This window comes from Microbacterium sp. A8/3-1 (assembly GCF_040267695.1).
GTDB lineage: Bacteria > Actinomycetota > Actinomycetes > Actinomycetales > Microbacteriaceae > Microbacterium > Microbacterium luteolum.
In genome coordinates, this window is sequence record NZ_CP158357.1 from 703540 (window position 1) to 730274 (window position 26735).

General features: G+C 69.1%; 24 protein-coding genes and 1 pseudogene. 19 read left to right on the plus strand and 6 right to left on the minus strand.

The genetic code is table 11. The features are described 5' to 3' along the window. Nucleotides 1-104 precede the first annotated feature (104 nt). The 5 genes from ABS642_RS03525 to ABS642_RS03545 all read left to right on the plus strand — a co-directional run bounded on the left by ABS642_RS03525 (nt 105) and on the right by ABS642_RS03545 (nt 4895). A complete protein-coding gene (locus ABS642_RS03525) occupies nt 105-1259 on the plus strand; it encodes a histidine kinase (RefSeq protein WP_350352269.1) in 1155 nt (384 codons plus the stop codon). Further along, on the plus strand, nt 1256-1927 hold the full coding sequence (locus tag ABS642_RS03530; protein ID WP_350352270.1) for a response regulator transcription factor: 672 nt from the start codon (nt 1256-1258) through the stop codon (nt 1925-1927). The genes ABS642_RS03525 and ABS642_RS03530 overlap by 4 nt, the downstream gene beginning before the upstream one ends. Then, nucleotides 1924-2283: a YnfA family protein gene (locus ABS642_RS03535; RefSeq protein ID WP_350352271.1), complete on the plus strand. Its 360-nt coding sequence runs from the start codon at nt 1924-1926 to the stop codon at nt 2281-2283. The genes ABS642_RS03530 and ABS642_RS03535 overlap by 4 nt, the downstream gene beginning before the upstream one ends. 122 nt (nt 2284-2405) lie before the next feature. Continuing rightward, nucleotides 2406-4334 carry a threonine--tRNA ligase gene (gene thrS / locus ABS642_RS03540; RefSeq protein WP_350353391.1) on the plus strand — a complete coding sequence of 643 codons (1929 nt, stop codon included), beginning with the start codon at nt 2406-2408 and terminating at the stop codon, nt 4332-4334. A 27-nt stretch (nt 4335-4361) separates the two neighbouring features. Continuing rightward, a complete protein-coding gene (locus ABS642_RS03545) occupies nt 4362-4895 on the plus strand; it encodes an HIT domain-containing protein (protein WP_350352272.1) in 534 nt (177 codons plus the stop codon). Nucleotides 4896-5022: 127 nt separating this feature from the next. Here ABS642_RS03545 and pdxY read toward each other — a convergent pair whose 3' ends face one another. Both pdxY and ABS642_RS03555 read right to left on the minus strand, forming a co-directional pair. Further along, a complete protein-coding gene (gene pdxY, locus ABS642_RS03550; protein WP_350352273.1) occupies nt 5023-5874 on the minus strand; it encodes a pyridoxal kinase PdxY in 852 nt (283 codons plus the stop codon). Between the two features lie 46 nt (nt 5875-5920). Next, the gene (locus ABS642_RS03555; RefSeq protein WP_282217080.1) at nt 5921-7225 is read right to left on the minus strand and encodes an aminotransferase class I/II-fold pyridoxal phosphate-dependent enzyme; all 1305 of its coding nucleotides are present in this window, start codon (nt 7223-7225) and stop codon (nt 5921-5923) included. Between the two features lie 99 nt (nt 7226-7324). Here ABS642_RS03555 and pdxS point away from each other — a divergent pair, with 99 nt between their 5' ends. Further along, nucleotides 7325-8218 carry a pyridoxal 5'-phosphate synthase lyase subunit PdxS gene (gene pdxS / locus ABS642_RS03560; RefSeq protein ID WP_350352274.1) on the plus strand — a complete coding sequence of 298 codons (894 nt, stop codon included), beginning with the start codon at nt 7325-7327 and terminating at the stop codon, nt 8216-8218. Next, nucleotides 8208-8816 (plus strand): pyridoxal 5'-phosphate synthase glutaminase subunit PdxT, encoded by a 609-nt coding sequence (gene pdxT, locus ABS642_RS03565; RefSeq protein ID WP_350352275.1) that lies wholly within the window; start codon nt 8208-8210, stop codon nt 8814-8816. The genes pdxS and pdxT overlap by 11 nt, the downstream gene beginning before the upstream one ends. Here pdxT and ABS642_RS03570 read toward each other — a convergent pair. Both ABS642_RS03570 and ABS642_RS03575 read right to left on the minus strand, forming a co-directional pair. Further along, the gene (locus tag ABS642_RS03570) at nt 8813-10192 is read right to left on the minus strand and encodes an aminotransferase class V-fold PLP-dependent enzyme (protein WP_350352276.1); all 1380 of its coding nucleotides are present in this window, start codon (nt 10190-10192) and stop codon (nt 8813-8815) included. The genes pdxT and ABS642_RS03570 overlap by 4 nt on opposite strands. A gap of 43 nt (nt 10193-10235) precedes the next feature. Continuing rightward, complete coding sequence (locus ABS642_RS03575; protein WP_350352277.1) at nt 10236-10922, minus strand: PHB depolymerase family esterase; 687 nt, start codon at nt 10920-10922, stop codon at nt 10236-10238. An 88-nt stretch (nt 10923-11010) separates the two neighbouring features. On the opposite strand from ABS642_RS03575, the gene ABS642_RS03580 reads away from it, so the two are divergent. The 8 genes from ABS642_RS03580 to ABS642_RS03615 all read left to right on the plus strand — a co-directional run bounded on the left by ABS642_RS03580 (nt 11011) and on the right by ABS642_RS03615 (nt 19657). Next, nucleotides 11011-11772 (plus strand): YebC/PmpR family DNA-binding transcriptional regulator, encoded by a 762-nt coding sequence (locus tag ABS642_RS03580; RefSeq protein WP_282217085.1) that lies wholly within the window; start codon nt 11011-11013, stop codon nt 11770-11772. Nucleotides 11773-11818: 46 nt separating this feature from the next. Then, complete coding sequence (gene ruvC / locus ABS642_RS03585) at nt 11819-12379, plus strand: crossover junction endodeoxyribonuclease RuvC (RefSeq protein ID WP_350352278.1); 561 nt, start codon at nt 11819-11821, stop codon at nt 12377-12379. Nucleotides 12380-12406: 27 nt separating this feature from the next. After that, complete coding sequence (gene ruvA, locus ABS642_RS03590) at nt 12407-13030, plus strand: Holliday junction branch migration protein RuvA (protein WP_350352279.1); 624 nt, start codon at nt 12407-12409, stop codon at nt 13028-13030. Next, on the plus strand, nt 13023-14048 hold the full coding sequence (gene ruvB, locus ABS642_RS03595; RefSeq protein WP_282217088.1) for a Holliday junction branch migration DNA helicase RuvB: 1026 nt from the start codon (nt 13023-13025) through the stop codon (nt 14046-14048). The genes ruvA and ruvB overlap by 8 nt, the downstream gene beginning before the upstream one ends. Nucleotides 14049-14123: 75 nt before the next feature. Next, nucleotides 14124-14525 carry a preprotein translocase subunit YajC gene (locus tag ABS642_RS03600; protein WP_350352280.1) on the plus strand — a complete coding sequence of 134 codons (402 nt, stop codon included), beginning with the start codon at nt 14124-14126 and terminating at the stop codon, nt 14523-14525. Between the two features lie 55 nt (nt 14526-14580). Beyond that, entirely contained in the window at nt 14581-16347 is a 1767-nt protein-coding gene (secD, locus tag ABS642_RS03605; protein ID WP_350352281.1) for a protein translocase subunit SecD, read from the plus strand. Continuing rightward, nucleotides 16347-17336 (plus strand): protein translocase subunit SecF, encoded by a 990-nt coding sequence (gene secF, locus ABS642_RS03610; protein ID WP_282217090.1) that lies wholly within the window; start codon nt 16347-16349, stop codon nt 17334-17336. Before secD ends, secF begins: the two co-directional genes overlap by 1 nt. Before the next feature lie 68 nt (nt 17337-17404). Further along, entirely contained in the window at nt 17405-19657 is a 2253-nt protein-coding gene (locus ABS642_RS03615) for a bifunctional (p)ppGpp synthetase/guanosine-3',5'-bis(diphosphate) 3'-pyrophosphohydrolase (RefSeq protein ID WP_282217091.1), read from the plus strand. On the opposite strand, the gene ABS642_RS03620 is transcribed toward ABS642_RS03615, so the two are convergent. Next, nucleotides 19644-20195 carry a type IV toxin-antitoxin system AbiEi family antitoxin gene (locus tag ABS642_RS03620; RefSeq protein ID WP_350352282.1) on the minus strand — a complete coding sequence of 184 codons (552 nt, stop codon included), beginning with the start codon at nt 20193-20195 and terminating at the stop codon, nt 19644-19646. The two genes, ABS642_RS03615 and ABS642_RS03620, sit on opposite strands and share 14 nt — an antisense overlap. Before the next feature lie 64 nt (nt 20196-20259). Then, entirely contained in the window at nt 20260-21612 is a 1353-nt protein-coding gene (locus tag ABS642_RS03625) for a DUF349 domain-containing protein (protein ID WP_282217093.1), read from the minus strand. 216 nt (nt 21613-21828) lie between these two features. On the opposite strand from ABS642_RS03625, the pseudogene nirB reads away from it, so the two are divergent. The 4 genes and pseudogenes from nirB to ABS642_RS03645 all read left to right on the plus strand — a co-directional run bounded on the left by nirB (nt 21829) and on the right by ABS642_RS03645 (nt 26720). After that, a pseudogene (gene nirB, locus ABS642_RS03630) lies at nt 21829-24407 on the plus strand (nitrite reductase large subunit NirB). After that, nucleotides 24404-24784 carry a nitrite reductase small subunit NirD gene (gene nirD / locus ABS642_RS03635; RefSeq protein WP_350352283.1) on the plus strand — a complete coding sequence of 127 codons (381 nt, stop codon included), beginning with the start codon at nt 24404-24406 and terminating at the stop codon, nt 24782-24784. The pseudogene nirB and the gene nirD overlap by 4 nt, the downstream one beginning before the upstream one ends. Beyond that, the gene (gene cobA, locus ABS642_RS03640; RefSeq protein ID WP_350352284.1) at nt 24781-25596 is read left to right on the plus strand and encodes a uroporphyrinogen-III C-methyltransferase; all 816 of its coding nucleotides are present in this window, start codon (nt 24781-24783) and stop codon (nt 25594-25596) included. Before nirD ends, cobA begins: the two co-directional genes overlap by 4 nt. Next, on the plus strand, nt 25593-26720 hold the full coding sequence (locus ABS642_RS03645; protein ID WP_350352285.1) for a uroporphyrinogen-III synthase: 1128 nt from the start codon (nt 25593-25595) through the stop codon (nt 26718-26720). Before cobA ends, ABS642_RS03645 begins: the two co-directional genes overlap by 4 nt. Nucleotides 26721-26735: the final 15 nt, after the last annotated feature.

Genomic DNA, 26735 nt, shown 5'->3' on the forward strand with positions numbered 1-26735 from the left:
GCAAGCATCCGCCCGTCGCAGACACTTCCGTACCGCGTTCGCGGTAGGCGAGTCTCATCCCCGGGAGGGACTCGCCCCGTGCGTCAGCCCGGAATACTGGAGGGGTGTCGTCCTTCCGTTTTCCCCGTCCGGCGACATTGCTGACCGACGTCCTCGCGGTGGCCATCGTCATCCTGCTCGCTTTTCTTCCGTACCCCGATGCGGTGTTCCAGGCTCGTGGGCTGCTGCTCGTCCCGGCCTTGCTGCCGGCCGCGCTGATGCCCTTCCGTCGTCGCCTGCCGGTCGTGGTCCTCGCCGTCAGCCTGGGATGCAGCACTGTCACCGCGCTGTTCGGGGTGCTCTCGCCCGGGGTCATGATCGCCATCGCGGTGGCGGCCTTCGCCGTCACCGACCGGGTGGCACGGCCGGTCGGGCTGCTGCTGGTGGGCGCGGCCTCGATCCTGGTCTTCTTCACGAACGCGATGACGCTCGACGGCGAGGTCTTCGACTCGCGTGCCCTGCAGTTCCTGCTCTTCATCGTCCTCGCCGGTGCCGTCGGAGACGCGACCCGATCCCGGCGGGAGTACGCCGCGGCGATGAGAGAGCGCGCCGAGCGAGCCGAACGCGGTCGAGAAGAGGAGGCGCGGCGACGCGTGGCGGAGGAGCGCGTACGCATCGCTCGCGATCTCCACGACATCGTCGCCCACCAGATCGCGGTCATCAGCCTGAACGCGGGCGTCGCCTCATCGGCGATCGAGGCGCGGCCGGAACGGGCACGAGAAGCGCTCACCGCGATCCGTGCGGCCGCTCGAACCGTGCTGACCGATATCGGTGGGCTGATGTCGGTGCTGCGCGACGGCGACACGGACGCACCGTGCGACCGGCATCCGCCCGTGGGACTGGACGGAGTGGACGACCTTGTGGCGCAGGTCGAGGCGGCAGGGTTGCGCGTCGACCTGCGCCGGGATGCGGAGCTCGGAGCGCTCGCGGGATCGAGCGATCATGTGGCCTACCTGGCGATTCGAGAAGGGCTCACGAATGCCCACAAGCACGGAGAGGGCGATCGGGCGGCGCTCGCGATCCGCGGCGGTGACGGCGTGGTCGACATCGTCGTGACCAACGCCGTCGGCGAGGAGAGCCCGGATGCCACGCCGAGCGGCCACGGACTGCGTGGGTTGCGGGAGCGCGTGGCCGCCGTGCGAGGGCGTGTCGTCGTCTTGCGCGACCAGGACGAGTTCCGGCTTCACGTCGCGATCCCGACAGCGGGAGATGACGCATGACGCGCGTCCTCATCGTCGACGATCAACCACTGATCCGCCAGGCGGTCCGCGACATCCTCGCGGACGGAGGGCTGCAGGTGGTCGGAGAGGCGGCGAACGGGCGCTCAGCAGTCGTCGCCGCGCGGGAGACCCTGCCCGACGTCGCCCTGATGGACATCCGGATGCCGGAACTCGACGGCATCGCGGCAACCGCGGAGATCTGCGCGGACCAGGGGAGCGGCACACGGGTGCTCATCCTCACGACGTTCGAAGAGGACGAGTACGTCGTTGCGGCGTTGCGGGCCGGGGCCAGCGGGTTCATCGGAAAGGGTGCGGAACCGGAGGAGATCGTCGAGGCGGTTCGCACGATCCATCGCGGCGAGGCGCTGCTGTCGCCCGCAGCGACCCGCGCGCTGATCGCCCGCACCGTGATGCCGCGGCGTCCCGCTGCAGACGTCTGGGACTCGCCCGCGTTGCGACAGCTCACCGTCCGCGAACGCGAGGTGCTGCTCCGAGTCGCCGGCGGCGCGACCAATCAGCAGATCGCCGAGCAGCTGGTCATCTCTCCGCACACCGCGAAGACCCACGTGAACCGGATCATGTCGAAGCTCGGTGCATCCGATCGCGCGCAGCTGGTGATCCTCGCCTACGAGACCGGGCTCGTCGTCCCTGACACACTGGCGGGATGACCGTCTTCCGCATCGTGGTTCTGTTCGTCCTCGCGGCTCTCGCCGAGATCGGCGGCGCGTGGCTGATCTGGCAGGCAATGAAAGAGGATCGCGGCTGGATCTTCGCGGCCCTCGGCGTGATGGCGCTCGGTGCCTACGGATTCATCGCGGCCCTGCAGCCGGACGCGAACTTCGGTCGGGTGCTCGCCTCGTACGGCGGGATCTTCATCGCTGGCTCGCTCGCCTGGGGAATCATCGTCGACGGCTTCAAGCCGACTGTGTGGGACTGGGTCGGTTCGTCGGTCGCCCTCGTCGGTGCCGCGATCGTGATCCTCGCGCCGACGGCCTCGAACACGGCATCCGAGGCCGTCGCGTAGCGGTCCGGAGCGCCTGGGCGGAGCGGTAACCTGGGTAGTGACCCAGATGGAGAGTTTCTGTGCCTGAAAACGCCCGGCCGCACGATGGCTTCGCCCTGTTCACCGACCGAAACGTCGTCGCCATGCGCGTCAACGGCGACCTCAAGGATCTCGCCACGACCGTGACGGATGCCGACGAGGTCGAACCGGTGACGATCGACAGCGCCGACGGTCTGAACATCCTCCGCCACTCGGCCGCTCACGTCCTCGCGCAGGCCGTGCAGCGCATCAACCCGCAGGCGAACCTGGGCATCGGTCCGCCCATCACCGACGGCTTCTACTACGACTTCGGTGTGGAGACCCCGTTCACCCCCGAGGACATCAAGGCCATCACGAAGGAGATGCAGCGCATCATCCGCGAAGGACAGCGCTTCGTCCGCCGCGTCGTGACGGATGACGAGGCACGCGCCGAGCTCGCCGATGAGCCGTTCAAGCTGGAGCTCATCGGACTCAAGGGCCCGGGCAAGGAGGTCGCCGAGGGTGCCTCCGTCGAGGTCGGCGAGGGCGAACTCACGATCTACGACAACACCACGCGCGACGGCGAGGTCGTCTGGAAGGACCTCTGCCGCGGACCGCACCTGCCTAACACCCGCATGATCGGCAACGGCTGGGACCTCACCCGCATCGCCGCCGCCTACTGGCGCGGCAGCGAGAAGAACCCGCAGCTGCAGCGCATCTACGGCACGGCATGGCCGACGAAGGACGAGCTGCGCGCCTACCAGCACCGCCTCGAGGAGGCCGCCAAGCGCGACCACCGCCGCCTCGGCAAGGAGCTCGACCTGTTCTCGTTCCCGGAGGAGATCGGCTCCGGCCTCTCGGTCTGGCACCCTCGCGGCGGCATGATCCGCGGCGAGATGGAGCAGCACGCCCGCAAGCGCCACATCGAGGGCGGCTACACCTACGTGTACACCCCGCACATCTCGAAGGAAGACCTCTTCCTCACCTCGAACCACCTCGTCACATACAAGGAGGGCATGTTCCCGCCGATCGTGATGGACGAGGAGCGCGACGACGAGGGCAACATCACCAAGCAGGGCCAGGACTACTACCTGAAGCCCATGAACTGCCCGATGCACATCCTCATCTACAAGGAGCGCGCGCGCAGCTACCGGGATCTGCCGCTGCGGTTCGCCGAGAACGGCACGGTCTACCGCAACGAGCTCTCCGGCGCCCTGCACGGCCTCACGCGTGTGCGCGGCTTCACTCAGGACGACTCGCACCTGTTCGTCACGCCCGACCAGCTCGAGGACGAGGTCTCGAAGGTCCTCGACTTCATCCTCTCGATGCTGCGCGACTTCGGCCTGACCGACTTCGAGCTCGAGCTCTCGATGAAGGACGACGAGAAGTCGAAGTGGATCGGCTCGGAGGAGTTCTGGGAGTCGTCGACCGATGCGCTGCGCCGCGTCGCCGTGGCATCCGGTCTCAAGCTCACCGAGGTTCCCGGCGAGGCGGCCTTCTACGGGCCCAAGATCGACCTGAAGACCCGTGACGCGATCGGCCGCACCTGGCAGCTCTCGACCGTCCAGGTCGACCCGAACCTGCCGGAGCGCTTCGACCTGGAGTTCATGGACAAGGACGGGCAGAAGAAGCGTCCGATCATGATCCACCGCGCGCTCTTCGGCTCGATCGAGCGATTCTTCGCGATCCTGCTCGAGCACTACGCGGGCGACTTCCCGGTGTGGCTGTCGCCCGTGCAGGTCGTGGGCATTCCGGTCGCCGAAGAGTACGCCGACTACCTCGGTGAGGTCATCACGACGCTGCGGGACTCCGGCGTGCGCGCCGAACTCGACACCTCGGACGACCGGATGCAGAAGAAGATCCGCAACCACACCACCGGCAAGGTGCCGCTGCTGCTGATCGCGGGGGAGCAGGACCGTGCTGCCGGCACTGTCTCGTTCCGCTACCGCGACGGCACGCAGGAGAACGGCGTGCCGATCGCGGATGCCGTCGCCCGCATCCGCGCGGCGATCGACTCGCACGCCCTGGTGCAGACGGCAGGGGAACTGGCGTGACCCGCAGGCATGCTCAGGGACTCAGCCATGGCTGAGCTGGAGGATGCCGGGCGCCTCGTCGGCGTGCCCGACGAGTTCCAGCGGCTGTGGACCCCGCACCGGATGGCATACATCCAGGCGGGGCCGGAACCGCTGCGCGACGAGTGCCCGTTCTGCGAGGCGCCGAAGCATGCGGACGCCGACCGGCTGATCGTCGCGCGCGGGGAGACGGCCTACGTGCTGCTGAACCTGTTCCCGTACAACTCCGGTCACCTGCTGGTCTGCCCGTATCGCCACATCGCGACCTACGACCAGGCGACGCCCGAAGAGGTCGCCGAGATCGGTGCGCTCACGCAGACGGCGATGCGCGTCCTGCGCGAGGTGTCGCGCTGCGACGGATTCAACCTCGGCATGAATCAGGGTGCCGTGGCGGGCGCCGGCGTCGACGGCCACCTGCACCAGCACGTCGTGCCGCGGTGGACATCGGACGCCAACTTCTTCCCGATCATCGCCAAGACCAAGGCGCTGCCGCAGCTTCTCGGCGAGGTGCGCGAGGCCGTGGCGAACGCCTGGCCGCGCTGAACGCGTTTCTTCGCGTCGCTTCGCTCAACGACCACCGGATGCTGGGTCGCTGAGCTTGTCGAAGCGTCTGCCCTTCGACAAGCCCAGGGACCCAACGTCCGCAGGGACCCGACGTCGGGTTTGACCCTCAGCGCACCTGGCGCGCGCTGAACTGCATGCGGGGGTTCGCGTAGAACTCCTGGGCCTCGACGAGCCGCAGTTCGCGCTCCCCGGAGTCGAGCGTCGCCTTGAGCAGGTCGTAGACGCTGGATGCCGTGCGCTCCAGCGCCGTCTGGGCGCTGCCTGTCTCGACGTAGTGCGCAGTGAACAGCGCAGCCGTGACGTCGCCGGAGCCGTTCGCCTTCATCGGCAGATGCGGGGTCTGCACGATCCACGCGCCGGCGTCGTCGACGACGAGCATCTCGATCGTGCCCTCTTCGCGGTCGGGCCGCTCGACGCTCGTGACGAGCACCGTCCGCGGCCCCATCGCCCGCGCCAGGTCGGCCGAGGCGAGGGTCGACTCGAGAGTGTCCGGCTCGGTGCCGGTGAGGAAGCCGAGCTCGAACTGGTTCGGGGTGATGATGTCGGCCACCGGCACCACGCGCTCCCGCAGCAGCACCGGGATCGCCGGGGCGACGAAGCAGCCGGACTTCGCGTTGCCCATGACCGGGTCGCACGCGTAGACGGCGTTCGGGTTCGCGGCCTTGACGCGTGCGACGGCGTCGATGATCACGTCGCCGATGCCCTCGCCGCCCTGATAGCCGCTGAGCACCGCGTCGACCTGCCCGAAGACGCCGCGCTCCTCGATGCCGGTGATGACCTCGCGCACATCGTCGGGCGCGATCAGCGGCCCTCTCCATGCGCCGTAGCCGGTGTGGTTGGAGAAGTTCACCGTGTAGACCGGCAGCACCTCCACGCCGATGCGCTGCAGCGGGAAGACGGCGGCGGAGTTTCCGACGTGGCCGTAGGCGACGGCCGACTGGATGGAGAGGATCTTCATTCTCCGATCCTTTCATTCAAGGCGGCCCGGTGTCCGCGGCGGGTGGTCAACGCACGGCGGCGACGAGGTCCGCGACGAGCGTCGCGGCGTCCTGATCGTCGAGGTCGTGCACGGTGAGGCGCAGGTGGTGGGAGGGCTCGGCGCGATCGTCCAGGGCGAACTCGTCGCCGGTACGTGCGAGCCAGCCGCGCCGCATCAGGCGCTCGGCCACGATACGGGCCGACTGAGGCAGTTCGACCCAGAGGCTCAGCCCGTCCGAGGTCGGTGCTGGGATGCCGTGGTCGCGCAGTCGCGCGGAGAAGGCGGCGTTGCGCTCGGCGTAGTGCGCGGCCGCGGCGGCGACCTCGGCGGTCACCGCCTCATCCGTGAGCTGAGTCAGCGCGAGGCGCTGCAGCAGATGGCTGACCCACGTGGTGCCGGGGCTCAGGCGCATCGCCAACCGGTCCGCGGTCTCGGCGTCGGTCGCGGCGACCGCGAGGCACATGTCCGGGCCCAGGAACTTCGACACCGAGCGTACGAGGGCGAATCGGCGGTGATCCGGACCGATGAGCGACTCGTAGGGCCGCTGCGAGAGCATCGAGAAGTGGTCGTCCTCGATGATCAGGACGTAGGGGTGATCGGCCAGCACCGCACGCAGCGCGGCCGCGCGCTCGGCGGTGAGGCTCGCGCCGGTCGGATTCTGCGCGCGCGGTGTGCAGATGACCGCACGGACGCCCGCGTCCAGAGCCGCACGCAGGCCGTCGACGGTCATGCCCTGCTCGTCCACGGGCACCGCGATGGCGCGGTATCCGCCGAGTCTCACGGTGTGGATGCTGGCGAGGAAGCACGGATCCTCGAGCGCCACGGCATCGTCGCGCATGAGTGCCTGCGCGAGCAGGCGCTCGACCGCATCGACGGCGCCGCTCGTGATCGTCACGCGGAACTCGGCGTCGAGGTCGGCGGCGACCCAGGTCCGCGCCCACTCGTCGAGGCCGCGGTCGATCACGGGTTCGCCGTAGAGCACGGGCCGGCTCGCGATGTTCATGAGCGCAGGGGAGGGGTCGGGGATGAGGCGGGGATCGGGGTTGCCGGTGCCGACGTCGCGCAGCACGGTGTCGGCGGCATAGCCCTCTTGCGGGACGGATTCGTGGCCCGTCACGACCGTTCCTGCGCGTCCGCGCGAGACCACCAGCCCTGCCTGGGCGAGCTGCCGGTAGGCGGCCACCGCGGTGTTCCGATTCACGCCGAGACGCGCGGCGAGCTCTCGCACCGGCGGCAGCGGGCTCCCCGGACGCAGGATGCCGCGGTCGCGGAGTCCGCGCACGCTGTCGGCGATGTCCGCCGCCGTGGTTCCTGTGATCTCGTCGCTCATGGCTTCTCGATTCTAGGTCGTTTCGGACAGTGCTATGTTTGGCCTAGATCAATCCAGACTTTGTTGCTCACGACAGTGGCGCACCCGACAGGAGTCCTCATGACCGACCAGACCACCACCGGATCCTCGCGCGTCAAGCGCGGCCTCGCCGAGATGCTCAAGGGCGGCGTCATCATGGACGTCGTCACCGCCGAGCAGGCCAAGATCGCCGAGGACGCCGGCGCCGTCGCCGTCATGGCGCTCGAGCGCGTGCCGGCCGACATCCGCGCGCAGGGCGGCGTCTCGCGGATGAGCGACCCCGACATGATCGACAGCATCATCGACACGGTCTCGATCCCGGTCATGGCGAAGGCGCGCATCGGGCATTTCGTCGAGGCGCAGATCCTGCAGGAGCTCGGCGTCGACTACATCGACGAGTCGGAGGTGCTCTCGCCGGCCGACTACGTGAACCACATCGACAAGTTCGGCTTCAAGGTCCCCTTCGTCTGCGGCGCCACCAACCTCGGTGAGGCTCTCCGCCGCATCAACGAGGGTGCCGCGATGATCCGCTCCAAGGGCGAGGCCGGCACGGGCGACGTCTCCGAGGCGATGAAGCACATCCGCAAGATCCGCGGCGAGATCGCCGCGCTCACCGCGCTGCCGAAGGATGAGCTGTTCGTCGCCGCGAAGGAACTGCAGGCGCCCTACGAGCTCGTAGCCGAGATCGCCGAGACCGGCAAGCTCCCCGTCGTGCTGTTCGTGGCCGGCGGTGTCGCGACCCCCGCGGATGCCGCGATGATGATGCAGCTCGGCGCTGACGGCGTTTTCGTGGGCTCGGGCATCTTCAAGTCGGGCAACCCCGTCGAGCGCGCGAAGGCGATCGTCAAGGCGACCACGTTCTACGACGACGCGAAGGTCGTCGCGGAGGCCTCGCGCGGACTCGGTGAGGCGATGGTCGGCATCAACGTCTCCGACCTGCCGGCGCCGCACCGTCTCGCCGAGCGTGGCTGGTAAGCCGAAGGTCGGCGTCCTCGCGCTGCAGGGCGACGTGCGCGAGCACGCCGCCCTGCTCGCAGAACTCGGAGCCGACGTCACGCTCGTCCGGCGCCCGGAGGAGCTTGCAGCCGTCGACGGCCTCGTCATCCCGGGTGGCGAGTCCAGCGTGATCGACAAGCTGTCCCGGATCTTCGGGATGCAGGAGCCGGTCCGTGCGGCGATCGCCGCGGGTATGCCCGTGCTCGGCACCTGCGCCGGGCTGATCCTGCTCGCCGACACGGTCGTGGATGCGATCGAGGGTCAGGAATCGTTCGGGGGCATCGACGCCGTGGTGCGGCGCAACGCGTTCGGGCGGCAGGTCGAGTCCTTCGAAGCGGAGCTCACCGTCGCAGAGCTCGGACCGGAACCGGTGAAGGCCGCCTTCATCCGCGGCCCCGTCGTCGAATCCGTCGGTCCCGCCGCCGATGTTCTCGCGGCTCTGCCTGACGGACGCGTCGTCGCCGTGGAGCAGGGCAGCCTGCTCGGGCTGAGCTTCCACCCCGAGATCACGGGGGAGACGCGCTTCCATCGGCGGTTCCTCGACAGGGTGCGCGCCGTCTCCGCGGCAGCCGCCTAGCTCACGACCAGTCGGCGGAACGCCCCGATCGTGCGCTCGATGTCATCGGGAGTCGTCGCCCACGATGACATCGAGCAGCGGAGCGATGCCCTGCCGCGCCACTCCGCGCCGGTGACGGCGGCCGTCCCGTCGCGGAGGATCGCCTCGCCCAATGCCCGGGTCGCGGCATCCGTCCCGGCCCGGAACATGACCTGCGTGTAGTCGACGTCGTTGAGGATCTCGATCTCGTCGATGGATGCGAGCCCCGTCGCCATCGCGACGGCGTTCTCATGCAGGCGGTCGATCAGGGCGGCGATGCCCGACCGGCCGAGGCTGCGCATCGCCGCCCAGACCGGAACGCCGCGGGCGCGACGCGAGAGTTCGGGCGTGACATCCCAGGGATCGAGACCTGAGTAGATCAGATAGTCGCCGCCGGTCCGGAACGCCGCGATCGAATCGGCCGGGTCGCGCACGATCGCCATGCCGCAGTCGTAGGGCACGTTCAGCGTCTTGTGGGCATCCGTCGCCCAGGAGTCCGCCTGCTCCATTCCGAGTGTGAGCGGGCGCAGAGAGTCGGATGCCGCGGCCCACAGTCCGAATGCTCCGTCGACGTGCACCCAGGCGCCGTGTCTCTTGGCGATCGGGATCAGCGTGCCGAAGTCGTCGAACGCCCCGGTGTGCACCTCGCCGGCCTGCAGGCAGACGATCGTCGGGCCGTCTCCGCCGAGGAGGGCTTGCTCGAGCGCATCCGCTCGCATCCTGCCCTGGTCGTCGGATTCCACGACCGTCAGCTCGGATCGCCCGATGCCGAGGAACCGGGCCGCCCGATCGATAGAGCCGTGCCGGTCTGCGCCGACCACGAATCGCATCGGGGGAGCACCGCGCAGACCGCGCTCGGCGAGATCCCACCCCGCGCGCCCCAGCACGGCGACGCGGGCCGTCGACAGACACGTGAAGTTCGCGAGCTGCCCACCTGTGACGAAGCCGACGCTCGCCGTCGCGGGGAGGCCGAAGAGCTCGAGCATCCACTGCCCGGCGATGCGCTCCATGGCGACGGTCGCGGGTGTGAGGGTGGACGAGCCGGAGTTCTGGTCCCACGCCGAGACGAGCCAGTCCGCGGCCAGGGCGGCCGGATGCGTGGCGCCGATCACGAAGCCGAAGAAGCGCCCGCCCGGTATCGCGACGAGCCCGGGCTCCGCACGCTCGGCGATCTCCTCGATCACTGCGGCAGGGTTGGTGCCGTCCTCCGGCAGCTGCCCGCCGAAGGCATCCAGCATCTCGTCCAGGCTCGCGCGCGGCCACACCGGTCGGTCATCGAGAGTCTCCAGGAACTCCGTCGCGAGGCGGTGGGCGGCATCGAGAGCATGCGTTCTGTCGTCGAAGCCACTCGGGTCCATGGGTCAGGACTACACCCGCGAGCCCTCTCGCACCAGACGGATATCAGGGGAGGCGTCGCTGGGAGAGCAACCAGTCGTAGAACCGGGGGTTCTCGTAGGTCTCGGTCCAGGAATCGTGGCCGACGCCCGCGTATCGGGTGAACTGCGGGTCGGTGCCGAGTGAACGGAGCTCGGTCACGATCTGCTCCGTGGCGGAGATCGGCACGACATCATCCGCGTCGCCGTGGAAGGCCCAGACGGGCACCGTGCGGATCGGCGCAGCGCTCTGCATCCACAGCCCGCCGCAGATCGGCGCGATAGCGGCGAATCGATCGGGATACCGCACCGCCAGGCTCCAGGTTCCGTACCCGCCCATGCTGAGCCCGGTCACCGATACGCGTGCCGGATCCACGCGGTGCGCCGCGACGACCTCGTCGAGCAGCCCTGACAGCGTCGAGAGCTCTGCGACCCACTGGCTCGAGGCGGCGCACTGGGGCGTGACGAGGATGAACGGGAACTCGTGACCGGCATCCGCCAGCTTCGGCGGGCCGTGCAGCGCAGCCAGTTCGAGGTCGGCACCCCGCTCGCCCGCGCCATGGAGGAACAGCACGAGCGGCCAGCGTCGGTCCGGGTCGGCGTCGTAGTCGTCGGGCAGATGGATCAGGTATCGCAAGGTGTCGGCAGGCGTCGGCTCGTCGTCGCGCACCTCGGAAGAGCGGAGGACCGGGGTGATGTGTCGGGATCTGCGCATATCTCCATCCTGCGCCACTCGCGCAGTTCGTTAGGATTGACGATGCCCTGGGCGCGAGCTCCGGGGCGGATACGACGAGCGGAGACTTATGTCCGGGCATTCCAAGTGGGCGACCACGAAGCACAAGAAGGCCATCATCGACTCCCGACGGGCGAAGTCGTGGGCCAAGCTCATCAAGAACATCGAGGTCGCGGCGAAGCTCGGCGGCGCCGACATGGCCGGCAACCCGACCCTGTTCGACGCGGTGCAGAAGGCCAGGAAGACCTCTGTCCCCAAGGACAACATCGACCGCGCGGTGAAGCGCGGAGCGGGCATCGGCGGCGAGGCCGTCGAGTACCTCTCGATCATGTACGAGGGATACGGACCCAACGGTGTGGCCCTCATGATCGAGTGTCTGACCGACAACAAGAACCGCGCGGCCGCAGAGGTGCGCACGGCACTCACCCGCAACGGCGGGACCCTCGCCGACCCGGGCAGCGTGGCCTACAACTTCAGCCGCAAGGGCGTCATCGTCGTCGGCTCTGAGGGCACCACCGAAGACGACGTGATGATGGCGGCGCTCGAGGCGGGTGCCGAGGAGATCGAACCGCACGCCGAGGGGTTCGAGGTCATCACCGAGGCGCATGATCTGGTCGCGGTGCGCAGTGCGCTGCAGGAGGCCGGGATCGATTACGAGTCCGCCGACGTGGAGTTCGTCCCGAACCTCAAGGTCGAGATCGACGCCGACACCGCTCGCAAGGTCTTCCGTCTCATCGACGCGCTCGAGGACAGCGAGGACGTGCAGAACGTCTTCACGAACTTCGACCTGTCGACCGAGGTGCAGGCGGAGCTCGAGAACGACGACGCCTGAGGCGAGCCTGACGGCCGTCCTCGGCCGCCCGGCTTAGCCTGGGGGAGTGACCTCCTCCGTGCGCGTGCTCGGCATCGATCCCGGCCTCACCCGGTGCGGTGTCGGTGTCGTCGACGTCGACCGATCGCGCCGCGGAACTCTCGTGCACGTGGGGGTCATCCGCTCCTCGCCGGATGCCGAGATCGGCGACCGTCTCGCGATCGTCGCAGCCGGCATCCGCGAGGTGATCGCCGAGTACCGACCGGATGCCGTGGCCGTCGAGCGTGTGTTCGCGCAGCAGAACACCCATACGGTGATGGGCACGGCGCAGGCGAGCGGCGTCGCGCTGCTGATCGCCGCGGAATCCGGCCTTCCCGCCGCCACACACACGCCGAGCGAGGTCAAGGCGGCTGTCACCGGGTACGGCTCCGCCGACAAGCGCCAGGTGCAGGCCATGATCGCCCGCATCCTCCGCCTGGACGCGCCGCCGCAGCCCGCTGATGCGGCGGATGCTCTCGCGATCGCCCTGTGCCACGCCTGGCGCCGCGGCGGTGCGGTCGCCACGCAGGGCGCGCTCACGCCGGCGCAGCGTGCCTGGGCTGCCGCAGAGCGTGTCGCTCGAACATAGCTACGAGTCACGCCGTAGGCTGACAGGATGATCTCCTCTCTGCACGGCGTCGTCCTGCACTCGACGCCCGACCAGGTCGTCATCGAGGTGGGTGGAGTCGGGTTCTCCGTCGCCGTCCCGGCCGATGTCGCGCACACGGCGACCGTGGGGGAGCAGCTCCGGCTGCACACCAGCCTCATCGTCCGCGAGGATGCTCTGTCGCTGTTCGGATTCGCCGACCGCAGCGAGCTGGAGGTCTTCGGGCTGCTGATCAGCGTCACCGGGGTGGGGCCGAAGTCGGCGCTCGGAGTGCTCTCGCACCTCACCGTCGACCAGATCGCGGATGCCGTGACCTCCGAGGACGACGCGCCGTTCCGCCGGGTCTCGGGCATCGGTCCGAAGACCGCGAAGCTCATCGTGCTCCAGCTCGCCGGCAAGGTGCATCCCAGCGCGGTGTCGTCGTCGAGGCCGATCCCCGCGACGGGCGGCGACGTCGTCTCGCAGGTCGCTGCGGCCCTCGTGGGTCTCGGCTGGTCGGAGAAGGTCGCCGCCGAGGCAGCGGCGCAGACCGCGGCCGACGCCACCGACGCCGAGCGCAGTTCCGTCGCCTCGCTCCTGCGGAGCACGCTCGCCCTGCTCGGACCGGCTCAGGGAGGACAGGCGCGTGTCTGACGCCCGCGATGCCACCGAGCCCGTCGACGACACCGAGCTCGCGATCGAGGGCGCCCTGCGCCCGGCCAGCCTCAGTGAGTTCGTCGGTCAGCAGAAAGTCCGCGGGCAACTGCAGCTGCTTCTCGAGGCGGCCCGCATCCAGAGCCGCCCCGCCGATCACATCCTCCTGGCCGGCCCGCCCGGACTCGGCAAGACCACGCTCGCGATGATCGTCGCGCACGAGAGCGACCGGCCACTGCGCCTGTCCAGCGGGCCGGCGATCCAGCATGCCGGCGATCTCGCCGCGCTCCTGTCGAGCCTGGTCCCCGGTGAGGTCCTCTTCATCGACGAGATCCACCGAATGGCCCGCTCCGCGGAGGAGATGCTGTACCTCGCGATGGAGGACTACCGCATCGACATCATGGTCGGCAAGGGCGCCGGCGCCACCAGCATCCCGCTCGAGCTCGCCCCGTTCACCCTGGTCGGCGCGACGACCAGGTCCGGGCTGCTGCCGAACCCGCTCCGCGATCGCTTCGGATTCACCGGACACCTGGAGTTCTACGACGAGCGAGAGCTCGAGCAGGTCATCGAGCGGTCGGCGATCGTGCTGGGCGTGGAGATCCCCCGGGACTCGCTCGCGGAGATCGCCCGGCGCTCCCGCGGTACTCCGCGCATCGCGAACCGTCTGCTCCGACGCGTCCGCGACTACGCACTGGTGCACGGCGACGGGTCGGCAACCATCCACGACGTCCGGGCCGCTCTCGAGCTCTACGACGTCGATGCGATCGGTCTCGACCGGCTGGATCGCGCCGTGCTGGAAGCGCTCGTCCGGCGGTTCCGCGGCGGACCGGTGGGACTCAGCACGCTCGCCGTCGCGGTCGGCGAAGAGGGCGAGACCGTCGAGAGCGTCGTCGAACCGTACCTCGTCCGCATCGGGTTCCTCGGTCGCACACCGCGGGGCAGAGTCGCGATGCCGGAGGCGTATGCGCACCTGGGTGTCCCGCACCCAGACGGGGCGCTTCGTCTTGATGACCTATAATCGCTGAAGACTTCCCCCCGGATACCTCTGTGCGCCCAAAGGCTGGTGCGTGCACCTGAGAAAGGCGCTTCCCCCATGCCCATGGAATTCATCCTCTTCGGTCTTCTGGCCGTTCTTCTCGTCTTCATGATCTTCAACACGCGCAAGCGCACCAAGGCGATGAAGGCCGAGCAGGAGGAGAAGGCGACCAAGACCGTCCCCGGCGTCAAGGTGCTGCTGCAGGGCGGCATCTACGGCACGATCGTCGCCTACGACCCCGAGGACCTCGACTCCCCGGCGCTCGTCGAGATCGCTCCCGGCACCATCATCGAGGTGCACAGCCAGGCCATCCTCCGCATCGTCGAGCCCAAGGACGTCGTCGTCGAGGAGCCCGTGGTCGTCGAGGACGACGTCGTGGCGAACGAGACCGACGCTCCGGCGATCGAGACCACCGAGGAGACGCGTGCGCGTCTCGAGCGGGACGCAGACGACAAGTAAGACCGCCGCCAGCGCTGCCTCTCGCATCTCCGGCATCTCAGAAAGCTGAACACACGTGGCTTCATCCTCTCCGGTCCGTCACGCCTGGCGGGTCCTCCTCGGCCTGCTCCTCGTGACGGGCGTGCTCTTCGGCATCAACTCGCTGGGCGTCTACCTCATCAAGGACGGCAACGGGGAGGCGGTGAGCTCGTGGACGCCTGAACTCGCCCTCGACCTGCAGGGCGGGACGCAGATCGTCCTGAGCGCCGAGACCGAGGACGGGGCTGCGCCCTCGTCCGAGCAGCTCGACCAGGCCGCGGCCATCATCCGTCAGCGCGTCGACGCGTCCGGCGTCGCCGAGGCCGACATCACCACCGAGGGCGGACAGAACATCGTCGTCCAGATCCCCGGTGTCGCCGATGAGCAGACCCGCGAGCGGATCCAGTCGAGCGCTCAGCTGGAGTTCCGGCCGGTGCTGGCGACCAACGCGGCCAGCACAGAGTTCGTCGGCGAGGACGGCGAATCCACGCCCTTCCCGTCGCCCGATCCCTCGCTGAACGCGACGCCCACGGTCGAGCCCACGGACGCCAGCGACCTGTCCTGGGTGACCGAGAAGCTCGCCGCCGAGTTCCAGGCCTACGATTGCGCCAACCCGGACAACGACCCGGCCCGCGCCCCGAAGGACGAGCCGCTCATCGCCTGCTCGCCCGACGCCACTCAGAAGTTCCTCCTCGGCCCGGCCGAGCTCGACGGCACGGCCATCACGGACGCCTCGGCCGGTCGGGACCCCAAGTCGGGAGCGTGGCTCGTCCAGCTGACGATGAGCGGCGAAGGCGGAGACGCCTTTGGCATCGTCAGCACGCGTCTGAACCAGAACCGCATCGACGGCCTGTCGCCGCGGGACCAGTTCGCCTTCGTGCTCGACGGCAGCGTCCTCAGTGCACCGCGGATGAACGGTGTGATCCTCGACGGCCGCCCGAGCATCTCGGGCAGCTTCACGCAGGAGAGCGCGACGACCCTCGCGGACCAGCTGAAGTTCGGTGCGCTGCCGCTCAGCTTCACCGTGCAGAGCTCCGACACCATCTCGGCCACTCTCGGCACGCAGCAGCTGCAGATCGGCCTGATCGCCGGTCTCATCGGTCTCGCGCTCGTGGCCATCTACTCGCTCATCGTCTACCGAGCTCTCGGGTCGGTGATCATCGCCTCGATCGCCGTGATGGGCGTCCTGACCTACATCATCATCTGCATCCTGGCCTGGCGACTGGGCTTCCGTCTGTCGCTCGCCGGCGTCGCGGGGCTGATCGTGTCGATCGGCTTCACCGCCGACTCGTTCATCGTCTACTTCGAGCGAATACGAGACGAGCTCCGCGACGGCAAGTCGATCACCTCCGCCGTGGAAGACGGCTGGGGCCGCGCCAAGCGCACGATCTACATCTCGAAGTCGATCAACATCCTCGCCGCCGTGGTGCTCTACATCCTCGCGGATGCCACGGTGAAGGGCTTCGCGTTCACGCTCGGTCTCACGACCCTGATCGACGTGTTCATCTTCGTGATCTTCACGCATCCCGTGATGCAGCTCCTCGCACGCACGCGGTTCTTCGGAGGCGGACACAAGCTGTCCGGCCTCGACCCCGAGGCCCTCGGCGCCGTCTACCGCAGCCGCTCGCAGTTCCGAGAGGTCTCCAGCGCCACCACCGGACGCGGGGCGAAGAATGCCCGCGCCCGCGGTGAGGCCGACCGTCGCCAGACGATCGCCGAACGCAAACGTGCGGAAGCCCTTGCCGGGGAGAGACCCGCCAACGCCGACAGTTCTACCAAGGGAACCAGGGAGGGAGACGCCTGATGCCTTCCATGAGTGAGTTCGGCAACAACCTGTACTCGGGGAAGACCTCCTTCCCCTTCGTCGGCAAGCGCCGTCTGTGGTTCATCATCGCGATCGTGCTCGTCGTCGGCTCGGCGCTCGTGCCGCTGATCCGTCCGATCCAGTTCTCGATCGAGTTCACCGGCGGGTCGCAGTTCACGGTGCAGGCACCGGACAGCCGCGACCAGGAGAAGGCGACCGCCGCCGTGCAGTCGGTCGTCCCCGGTGCGGCTACCAAGGTCGTGATCGTGAGCGACCGCGACGTCCGTGTGCAGACCGACCAGATGAGCGCCGACGAGACGCAGCAGGTCGCCGCGGCCCTCGCCGATGTCTACAAGGTCGACGCGGCTGACGTGACGTCGTCGTTCATCGGCCCGGCCTGGGGCGAGAACGTCACCAAGCAGTCGCTGTGGGGTCTTGCGATCTTCCTGGCGCTGACGTTCCTCATCCTCGCGATCTACTTCCGCACGTGGAAGATGTCGGCCGCCGCGATTATCGGCCTCCTGGACGTGCTCGTGATCACGGTCGGCGTCTACGCGCTGGCCGGGTTCGAGATCTCGCCCGCCGCCGTGATCGGCTTCCTCACGATCCTCGCGTACTCGCTGTACGACACCACGGTCGTGTTCGACAAGATCCGCGAGAACACCACGGAGGACGGGGAGAAGTCCGCACGGCTGTTCGGGGAGTCCGTCAACCTCGCCGTGAATCAGACGCTCGTCCGATCGATCAACACGTCCGTCGTCGCGGCGCTGCCCGTGGGCGCGGTGCTCTTCATCGGCGCCTTCTGGCTCGGCGCCGAGTCGCTCACCGACATCTCGCTGTCGATCTTCGTCGGCATCCTGGTCGCCACGTACTCGACGTTGTTCGTCGCCGCTCCGCTGTACTCGCTGTTCCGCGAGAACGAGCCGCAGCTCAAGGAGCGGGACGCCCGCATCCGCGAGGCCCGCAGCAAGGCGTCCGTCGACGCCTGATCGTTCCCTCTCGCGGGAGCTCGTCCCGCACAGCACGCGTAAGATGAGAAGATTCGGGAGGTGAGTGGATGGCGGAGCCGCAGACGTCGTCGCAGGGTTCCAGTCTGCGACGACTGGTGCCCCGCATCTTCTCGCGCGCGTCCAGGATCAACGACCTCGACAACCTGATCCGCACCGTCCGCGCCAACCATCCTCGCGGCGACTTCCCGGTCATCGAGCGCGCATACGCGGTCGCCAAGGAGAAACACGAGGGCCAGAAGCGGCAGAGCGGCGAGCCGTACATCACGCACCCGCTCGCCGTCGCGCAGATCCTCGCCGAACTCGGTCTCGGACCCCGCGCGATCGCGGCCGCCCTGCTGCACGACACGGTCGAGGACACGGGATACGCCCTGACCGATCTGACGGCCGAGTTCGGCGACGAGGTCGCCATGCTCGTCGACGGTGTCACCAAGCTCGACAAGGTCAAGTACGGCGAGAGTGCTCAGGCCGAGACCGTCCGCAAGATGATCGTCGCGATGTCCAAGGACATCCGCGTGCTCCTGATCAAGCTCGCCGACCGCCTGCACAATGCGCGCACCTGGGGCTTCGTCCCGCCGGAGAAAGCGGCGAAGAAGGCCAAGGAGACGCTGGAGATCTACGCGCCGCTGGCCAATCGACTCGGCATCCAGGCCATCAAGTCGGAGCTCGAGGATCTCTCGTTCGCCGTGCTGCATCCGAAGATCTACAACGAGATCCACAGCCTCATCGCGCAGCGCACCCCGCAGCGCGAGAAGTACCTGGGTCAGGTCGTCGAGGAGATCGACGAGGATCTGCGTGATCTCCGTATCCGCGGCAAGGTCGTCGGACGGCCGAAACAGCTCTACTCCGTGTATCAGAAGATGGTCATCCGGGGTCGCGAGTTCGACGACATCTACGACTTGATCGGGATCAGGGTGCTCGTCGCCTCGGTTCGCGACTGCTATGCCGTGCTCGGTGCGATCCACGCCCGCTGGACGCCGCTGCCCGGCCGTTTCAAGGACTACATCGCGACGCCGAAGTTCAACCTCTACCAGTCGCTCCATACGACGGTGATCGGTCCGGCCGGTCGTACGGTCGAGATCCAGATCCGCACGCACGAGATGCATCAGCAGGCGGAGTACGGCGTCGCCGCGCACTGGATGTACAAGGAGCGGATGAACGGCGGCGGCAAGACCGAGGTTCGCGCCTCCGACACCGACATGGCGTGGCTCGCGCACATCTCCGACTGGCAGGCCGAGACGGCCGACCCCGGCGAGTTCCTCGACTCCCTGCGCTTCGAGATCGGCGCGAAGGAGGTCTACGTCTTCACGCCGAAGGGGCGGGTGGTCGGACTCCCGGCCAGCGCGACACCCGTGGACTTCGCTTACGCCGTGCACACCGAGATCGGTCACCGCACCATGGGGGCCAAGGTCAACGGGCGCCTGGTGCCGCTGGAGTCCGAGCTGAAGAGCGGCGACGTGGTCGAGGTGTTCACCTCGAAGAACCCGGATGCCGGACCGAGCCAGGACTGGCTCGGATTCGTGGCCAGCACCCGCGCGCGCAACAAGATCCGCGGTTGGTTCACGAAGGAGCGCCGCGAAGAGGCGATCGAACAGGGAAAGGAGGCCATCGCGAGGGCGATGCGCCGCCAGAACCTGCCGCTGCAGAAGCTGATGAGCCAGGACTCCTTCGCGGAGGTCGCCCACCAGCTCCACTACGAAGACGTCTCCGCCCTGTATGCCGCGGTCGGCGAAGGACACGTCTCGACCCAGTCGGTGCTCGAGAAGGTCACGGCGCTCGTCGCCGCGAGCGATCCGGCGACCGGAACCATCGATCTCCCGGGCAGCGTTCCGACGCGGGAGCCGCGTTCCGGCGACTCGGGTGTGCTGGTGCGCGGTGCCGCCGACATCCTGGTCAAACTCGCCAAGTGCTGCACCCCGGTGCCGGGCGATTCCATCGTCGGATTCGTGACCCGCGGCAGCGGCGTCTCCGTGCACCGTGCCGACTGCGTCAACGTGAAGGCGCTGAGCGCGGAGCAGGACCGCTTCGTCGAGGTCTCCTGGGCTCCGACGAAGAAGAGCGTGTTCCGCGTGCAGATCCAGGTCGAGGCGCTGGACCGCTCCGGTCTGCTCTCCGACGTGACGAGGGTGCTCAGCGAGCACCACGTCAACATCCTGTCGGCGACGGTCACGACCAACGACGAGCGCCTCGCTCTCAGCCGGTTCGTGTTCGAGATGGGCGATGCGGTGCACCTCGATCGCGTGCTGAACGCGGTGCGCAGGATCGACGCGGTCTACGACGTCTACCGCGTCACCTCCTCCTGAGTTCCAGACGCTCCAGCGCAGCCAGCCCGACCCGGCTTCCGGGTACCCGCCGAAGCGACCGGAGCACGGACGCCGTCTCCGAGGAGAGCTCGGGGAAGAGTCGCGCGAGGCGCTCCATCCACGGCTTCATCCTGGGGTCCCTGTGCAACGTCGTGGCGAGATCGAGCATGGTCCTCGCCGGCGTCGACACGGCGATCCCGCCGATCAGTTGCAGGTCGGATGCTGGGAGCACTGTGTCGTGGAACACCAGCCGTGCATTGACGTGCGGACGCAGGCGTCGGTCCACCGCGCGCTTGACGTGGTGGACCGACGGAGGAACGTCGCCGGCGCCGTGGATCCAGGCCGCGGTCGGTCCCGACGCCGCTGTTCCCGGGCGCACGAGGGTGGCGATGGCGGTCGCCCGGACATCGGCCGTCTCGATCAGGTCGGCCGGGACGTAGGCATCGCCGATCTCGAACACGTGCCCGTCGATCCGCGCCGCGCTCAGCTCGGCTTCGCTGAGACGGGCGCCGGGCAGATACAGGAACGCGGGGTGCATCACGCCAGTGTGGCGTGATGCACCCCGCGTGCGAGTGATCGCGGGCGACCTGTGGAGAACCGGGTCAGCCGCCGAGAGCGCTGAGCCAGGTGCGTCGCGCCTCGAGCGCATCGGCAGCCGTCTTCACGGCCTTCTTGTCGCCGGCCTTCTCAGCGGCGGCGAGCTCGGCCTCGAGCTTCTCGATCGCCTCGAGGAGCTGCGAGCTCATGTCGTTGGCGCGGGCCTTGGTCTCCGGGTTGTTCTTCTTCCAGTCGACTTCCTCGCGGGCCTTCAGACCCTGCTCGATCACGCGGAGACGGTCGTCCAGCGCGCGCTCCTTCTCCCGGGGGAAGACACGTCCGATCTCGTCCCACTGCTGCTGGATGCGCGTGAGCAGCGCACGTGCGCGCTTGATGTTCGACTCGTCGGCGACGGCCTTGGCCTCTTCGAGAAGGGCCTGTCGGGCCTCGATCTTCGGCCCGGACTCGGCCTCCTCGGCCGCGGCCTGCTCGGCGCGCGCGGCGTAGAGGGCGTCGCCCGCCGCCTTGAAGCGGGCCCACAGCGCGTCGTCGGCCTTGCGCCCGGCGCGGCCGGAGGCCTTCCACTCGTCGAGGAGGTTGCGGTAGGCGGGGATGCCGTCGGTGCCGCGCGGCGCGAGCGCCTCGGCACGCTCCACCAGGCGGGACTTCGCATCGCGAGCGACCTTGTGCGTGTCGTCCAGCTCGGAGTAGAACGCGCGCCGCTGCTTGTCGACCACAGCGCGCGCATCGCGGAATCGCTTCCAGAGCTGCTGCGAGATGCCCTTCGACAGGCGCGGGCCGGTCTGCTGCTGAGCCTGCCAGGCGTCGAACAGCTCGCCGAGCTCCGCCGTGACCTGCTTCCACTGGACCTTGCTGAGGTCGCGCGCGGCGATCGCCTCGGCGCGCTCCACGAGGACGGTCCGCTCGGCGATCGCCTTGTCGACGAGCTCCTTGGCCTGCTGCGCCTCCTGCTCGGTGGCCTCGGAGAGCGAGGCGGTGAGGGCGTTCAGGCGATCGCGGAGACCGGCGAGGTCTCCGACGGCGGCGGCATCCGTCGCCTCGTCGATCAGGTGGCCGGCCTGCTTGGCGAGATCGCTCGCCGACGCGCCACCGGTCTGCTGACGCTGTTCGAGGGCATGCACCTTGAAGGCGATGTCGTCGAACTTCCGCACGAAATATGCGAGCGCCTCGTCGGGGGTTCCATCCGGGTACTGGCCGACCACGCGCCAGGCTTCGCCCTCACGCACCTCGACGGTGCCGTCTTCGGAGACGCGACCCCACTCGGCGGACGACGAGGATGAAGCCGGCGACGGAGCCACCGGAGGCACGACGGCAGGCGTCGGCGCCTTTCGCGGCATCGGCACGGCGGGGGGTGCGGGAATGGGGGGAGTCGGCTTCGACGGCTCGGTGGCAGACACGGTGATTCTCCTTGCGCGGTAAGGCCGCGGGAGGCGGAAAGGACGAGGCTCAGCCTAGTACGCCCGCGGGTTCCGGGTGAGGCCGGCACTTCTCACATCACCGTTACCGATCTGTGAGGAGATCGTTCGACGGGTGAAACATGCAGCGTCCTCTCCGGGAAACACGGCGCTCCTATCGTCGCCAGCACGACAGTTCCCCCGGTCGACAGGAGCCCCATGAACGACACCGCATCCACGCCGCACGAGATCATGGTGGTCGGAGCCGGCATGGTGGCGCACCGGTTCGTCGAGAGCCTGCTCAGCCGCGCCGATGCGGACGTGCGGGTGACCGTGATCGGCGACGAGGGCCGCGGACCGTACGACCGCGTGGGACTGACGAGCTTCTTCTCGGGAGCCACGCCGGATGATCTGGAGCTCGACCGCGCGGTCTTCCGCGACGCACGGGTGCGCCTGATCCACAATGATCGCGTCCTGCGCATCGACCGCTCCGCCCGCTCGGTGCGGACGCGCTCCCGTCGCAACTACGACTACGACACGCTGGTGCTCGCGACCGGCTCCTACGCGGCGCGGGTGGCCGTGGACGGCGCCGACCTTCCGGGCTGCTTCGTGTATCGCACGCTCGACGACGTGCAGTCGCTGCGGGACTTCGTGGCCGCGCGGACGGCCGCGCTCGGCCGGCCCCTCCGCGGTGCGGTCATCGGCGGCGGCCTGTTGGGGCTCGAGGCGGCGGGTGCGCTGCAGGGGATGGACGTCGACACGACGGTCGTGCAGTACTCGGACCGCCTGATGTCGGCGCAGCTCGATCAGGCGGGCGGGGGATGCTGAAGCGCCTCCTGGAGTCCCGCGGCATCACGGTGCGCACGCAGGCGCGGACGACGAGGCTCGATCCGGACGAATCCGGTGCCGTCACGGCTCTCGAGTTCCAGGACGGCTCGTTCCAGCGCGCGGACGTGGTGGTGTTCACGGTCGGCGTGCGCCCGCGGGACGAGCTCGCTCGGAACGCGGAGCTCGAGGTGCATCCGCGCGGGGGCGTGCTGATCGACGAGCGGTGCTCGACGTCGGACCCGAACATCCTCGCGATCGGCGAGGTCGCCAACTTCGACGACCGGTGCGTGGGCCTCGTGGCTCCCGGGTACGCGATGGCGGAGGTCGCGGCGACCCGGCTGCTCGGGGGAGAGGCCAGCTTCCCCGGCTATGACGAATCCGCCAAGCTCAAGCTCTCGGGCGTCGATGTGGCGAGCTTCGGCGATGCGCTCGCTCGCACGCCCGACGCGCTCGACGTCGTCTACGCCGACCCGGTCGCCGGCGTCTACAAGAAGCTCGTGCTCTCCGACGATGCGCAGACCCTGCTCGGCGGCATCCTCGTCGGCGATGCGAGCGCCTATGGCTCGCTGCGCCCCCTCGTGGGGGCGAAGCTCGGCGCCGACCCGTCGGCCTACCTCCTGCCGGAAGGGGGCAATGCCGCCCCAGTCGGGGAGCTACCCGACGAAGCCGTGGTGTGCTCGTGCTCCAACGTCTCGGCGGGTCGGATCCGTCAGGCCGTTCACGAGGAGGGGTGCAGGGACGCCGCCGCCGTCAAGGGCTGCACGAAGGCGGGCGCGACCTGCGGCTCCTGCGTGCTGATGGTCAAGAAGGTGGTCGGCCAGGAGCTCACGAAGCTCGGGCAGACGGTGTCGAACGCGCTGTGCGAGCACTTCGACATGTCGCGGCGCCAGCTGTTCGACGCCGTGCGGATCGCCGAGCTGTCGACGTTCAGCTCCATCGTCGAGCGCTTCGGCCGCGGACGCGGCTGCGACATCTGTAAGCCGGCGATCGCCAGCATCCTGTCGGGGCTCGTCGGTCAGCACGTGCTCGAGGGCGAGAACGCCACGCTGCAGGACACGAACGACCACGTGATGGCGAACATGCAGAAGGACGGCACTTATTCGGTCGTTCCGCGGATGCCGGGTGGCGAGGTGACCCCGGACGGACTGCTGGCGATCGGGCAGATCGCCAAGGACTTCGCCCTGTACACGAAGATCACGGGCGGTCAGCGCATCGACATGTTCGGCGCGCGTCTGGAGCAGCTGCCGCTGATCTGGGAGCGGCTCGTCGACGCGGGATTCGAGTCCGGTCACGCCTACGGCAAGTCGCTCCGCACGGTGAAGTCGTGCGTCGGCTCGGCGTGGTGCCGCTACGGCGTGCTCGACGCGGTGGGCATGGCCGTGAAGCTCGAGCTGCGGTACCGGGGTCTGCGGGCGCCGCACAAGCTCAAGCTCGGTGTCTCGGGGTGTGCGCGGGAGTGCGCGGAGGCCCGCTCGAAGGACGTCGGGATCATCGCGACCGAGAACGGGTGGAACATGTACGTCGGCGGCAACGGCGGCTTCACCCCGCGACACGCGGAGCTGCTCGCGTCCGAGCTGGACGACGAGGGTCTGATCCGCGCGATCGACCGGTTCTTCATGTACTACATCCGCACGGCCGATCGCCTGCAGCGCACCGCCCCGTGGTGCGAGGAGGTCGAAGGAGGGCTCGACGGCCTCCGGTCCGTGATCTTCGACGACAGTCTCGGCATCTGCGACGATCTCGACGCCGCGATGGCGCTGCACGTGGAGCACTACGAGGACGAGTGGGCCGCGACGCTGAAGGATCCGCAGAAGCTGGAGAGGTTCCGCTCCTTCGTCAACGCCGCCGACACCCCCGACCCCTCGCTCGGTTACGTGGCCGAGCGTGGTCAGATCAGGCCGGCGACGGCCGAGGAACGGCGTTCGGGCGCGGTCCTGATCGCCGGGACGGCACTGGAGGTACGACGATGACCGGTCTGATCGCGGAGGAGACCCTCGTGCGCGTGTGCGCCGTGGCCGATCTGGAGGTCGAACGCGGCCGCGCGGCTCTGCTGGGCGGCGAGCAGGTGGCGCTGTTCCTGCTCGCCGACGGCAGCGTGCACGCCGTCTCGAACCTCGACCCGTACAGCGGTGCGAACGTGATCTCCCGCGGCATCGTGGGGAGCAGGGGAGAGGCGCCGACGGTCGCGTCGCCGCTGCACAAGCAGGTGTTCGACCTGCGCACCGGCGTGTGTCTGGAGACGCAGGGGAAGCCGGATGCAGCGCTGCGCGTGTACCCCGTCCGGGTCACCCCGGACGGCGTGCACGTCGACGTCGCCGGGGGCGCCGCCGGGGAGGACGGCGCATGATGTTCCGGTTCCGCCGGAGGAGGACGGCTGGATCGTGGACGAGCGGCGGATCGACGCGTGTGGGGCGCGTCGATCTCGTCGGCGGAGGGCCAGGACCGGCCGACCTGATGACCCTGCGCGCCCACCGGCTGCTCGCCGAGGCCGATGTGGTCATCGCGGACCGGCTCGGGCCCGCAGACGAGGTGCGCGCCCAGCTCGGACCGGATGTGCTGGTCATCGACGTCGGCAAGCGTCCGGGGCACCACCCCGTGCCGCAGGCCCAGATCAACGCGCTTCTCGTCGAGCACGCGCGGGCGGGCAGGCGCGTCGTGCGGCTGAAGGGTGGCGATCCTTTCGTCCTCGGCCGCGGCGGCGAGGAGGTGCTCGCGTGCGAGGCCGCTGGCATCCCCGTATCGGTGACGCCGGGCGTGAGCAGCGCGATCTCGGTGCCCCAGGCAGCCGGCATCCCGGTGACGCATCGCGGCGTGGCATCCGCTCTGCATGTGGTGAACGGCCAGGGCCCGTTCACCGAGAGCACGCTCGCCTCGCTCTCCGACGACTCCGTCACCACCGTCGTGCTGATGGGGGTCGCCGCGCTCCCGCGTCTCGCCGCCGCGGCGCTGCAGCACGGTGTCTCGGCGGATCGCCCGGTCGCGGTCGTCGAGAACGGTCATACGCCGCAACAGCGCACGGTGCGCAGCACGCTGGGCGCTATCGTGGCCGACGCAGAGGAGGCCGCCGTGATCAATCCCGCCGTGATCGTGATCGGCGACGTCGCGCGCGCCGGCCTGCTGCTGCCCACGACATCGCAGTTCGCGGAGAGTTCGGCGTGACGAACGCGCCGACCCTCGAGTCCGCCCTGGCCGGCTGCACGATCATCGTCGCCGCCGATCGCCGGTCGGTCGACCTCGCCACCGCGTTGGAGCGTCGCGGTGCGCACGCGCACCGCGCCCCCGCGCTGAGCATCGTCGCGAATGCCGACGACGCCGAGTTGATGCGCAGGACGAAGCAGCTCATCGCCGCGCCACCGGACATCGTCGTGGTGACGACGGGCGTCGGCTTCCGCGGGTGGATGGATGCCGCGCATGAGCACGGCCTCGATGAGGGCATCACCGCGGCGCTGCGAGGGGCGCAGTTCGTCGCGCGCGGACCCAAGGCGCACGGCGCGATCCAGCAGGCCGGTTTCACCGCCGACTGGGTGGCGGAGTCCGAGACCTCCGCGGAGGTGGGCGAGTACCTGCTCGCCTCCGGGATCACCGGCAAGCGGATCGTCGTGCAGCACCACGGCGCCGGGGCCGATGGACTCGACGAGCTCCTCGCCGGTGCCGGGGCCGACGTGGTGAGCGTCACGGTCTATCGCTGGGGGCCGCCGCCCGACCCGGAGGTCGTCCGACGGTCGGCTCTGCAAGCAGGAGCGGGGGAGGCCGACGCGGTGCTGTTCACCTCCGCCCCCGGAGCAGCCTCCTGGCTGGCCGTCGCCGAGGAGGCCGGGGCACTCGACGACATCCGCCGCCGCGCAGCATCCGGGCGCCTTCTGCTCGCAGCCGTGGGGCCCATCACCGCCGGCCCGCTCCTCGCGGCGGATCTGGAGACGACGATCGCCGACCGCGGACGCCTCGGCTCACTCGCCCGCTGCGTGATCGCGCACTTCGGCGGAGGTCGTGCCCCATCGCTGGAGACGGATGCCGGGCGCCTCGAGGTACGCAGCGGAGGGGTGCTCATCGACGAGCGCTTCGTGCCGCTGTCCCACACCGCCGCGCGTCTGATGGAAGCCCTGTTCATCGCCGGCGGGCGGGTGCTGTCGCGCGCCGAGATCGGACGAGTGCTGCCGGGCAGCGACCGCAACGGCCACGCGGTCGAGGTCGCCGTGGCGCGGTTGCGCGAATCCCTGTGCGGCGCGGAGCTCGTGCAGACCGTGGTCAAGCGCGGCTATCGGCTGGCCGTCATCGAGTACTGACGCGGGCGCGCGTCG

Coding starts and splice junctions, on each gene's coding strand:
- ABS642_RS03530 (WP_350352270.1), top strand. CDS start 1,256: ATGACGCGCGTCCTCATCGTCGACGATCAACCACTGATCCGCCAGGCG.
- ABS642_RS03535 (WP_350352271.1), top strand. CDS start 1,924: ATGACCGTCTTCCGCATCGTGGTTCTGTTCGTCCTCGCGGCTCTCGCC.
- thrS (WP_350353391.1), top strand. CDS start 2,406: ATGCGCGTCAACGGCGACCTCAAGGATCTCGCCACGACCGTGACGGAT.
- ABS642_RS03545 (WP_350352272.1), top strand. CDS start 4,362: ATGGCTGAGCTGGAGGATGCCGGGCGCCTCGTCGGCGTGCCCGACGAG.
- pdxY (WP_350352273.1), bottom strand. CDS start 5,874: ATGAAGATCCTCTCCATCCAGTCGGCCGTCGCCTACGGCCACGTCGGA.
- ABS642_RS03555 (WP_282217080.1), bottom strand. CDS start 7,225: ATGAGCGACGAGATCACAGGAACCACGGCGGCGGACATCGCCGACAGC.
- pdxS (WP_350352274.1), top strand. CDS start 7,325: ATGACCGACCAGACCACCACCGGATCCTCGCGCGTCAAGCGCGGCCTC.
- ABS642_RS03570 (WP_350352276.1), bottom strand. CDS start 10,192: ATGGACCCGAGTGGCTTCGACGACAGAACGCATGCTCTCGATGCCGCC.
- ABS642_RS03575 (WP_350352277.1), bottom strand. CDS start 10,922: ATGCGCAGATCCCGACACATCACCCCGGTCCTCCGCTCTTCCGAGGTG.
- ABS642_RS03580 (WP_282217085.1), top strand. CDS start 11,011: ATGTCCGGGCATTCCAAGTGGGCGACCACGAAGCACAAGAAGGCCATC.
- ruvA (WP_350352279.1), top strand. CDS start 12,407: ATGATCTCCTCTCTGCACGGCGTCGTCCTGCACTCGACGCCCGACCAG.
- ABS642_RS03600 (WP_350352280.1), top strand. CDS start 14,124: ATGCCCATGGAATTCATCCTCTTCGGTCTTCTGGCCGTTCTTCTCGTC.
- secF (WP_282217090.1), top strand. CDS start 16,347: ATGCCTTCCATGAGTGAGTTCGGCAACAACCTGTACTCGGGGAAGACC.
- ABS642_RS03615 (WP_282217091.1), top strand. CDS start 17,405: ATGGCGGAGCCGCAGACGTCGTCGCAGGGTTCCAGTCTGCGACGACTG.
- ABS642_RS03620 (WP_350352282.1), bottom strand. CDS start 20,195: ATGCACCCCGCGTTCCTGTATCTGCCCGGCGCCCGTCTCAGCGAAGCC.
- nirD (WP_350352283.1), top strand. CDS start 24,404: ATGACCGGTCTGATCGCGGAGGAGACCCTCGTGCGCGTGTGCGCCGTG.
- cobA (WP_350352284.1), top strand. CDS start 24,781: ATGATGTTCCGGTTCCGCCGGAGGAGGACGGCTGGATCGTGGACGAGC.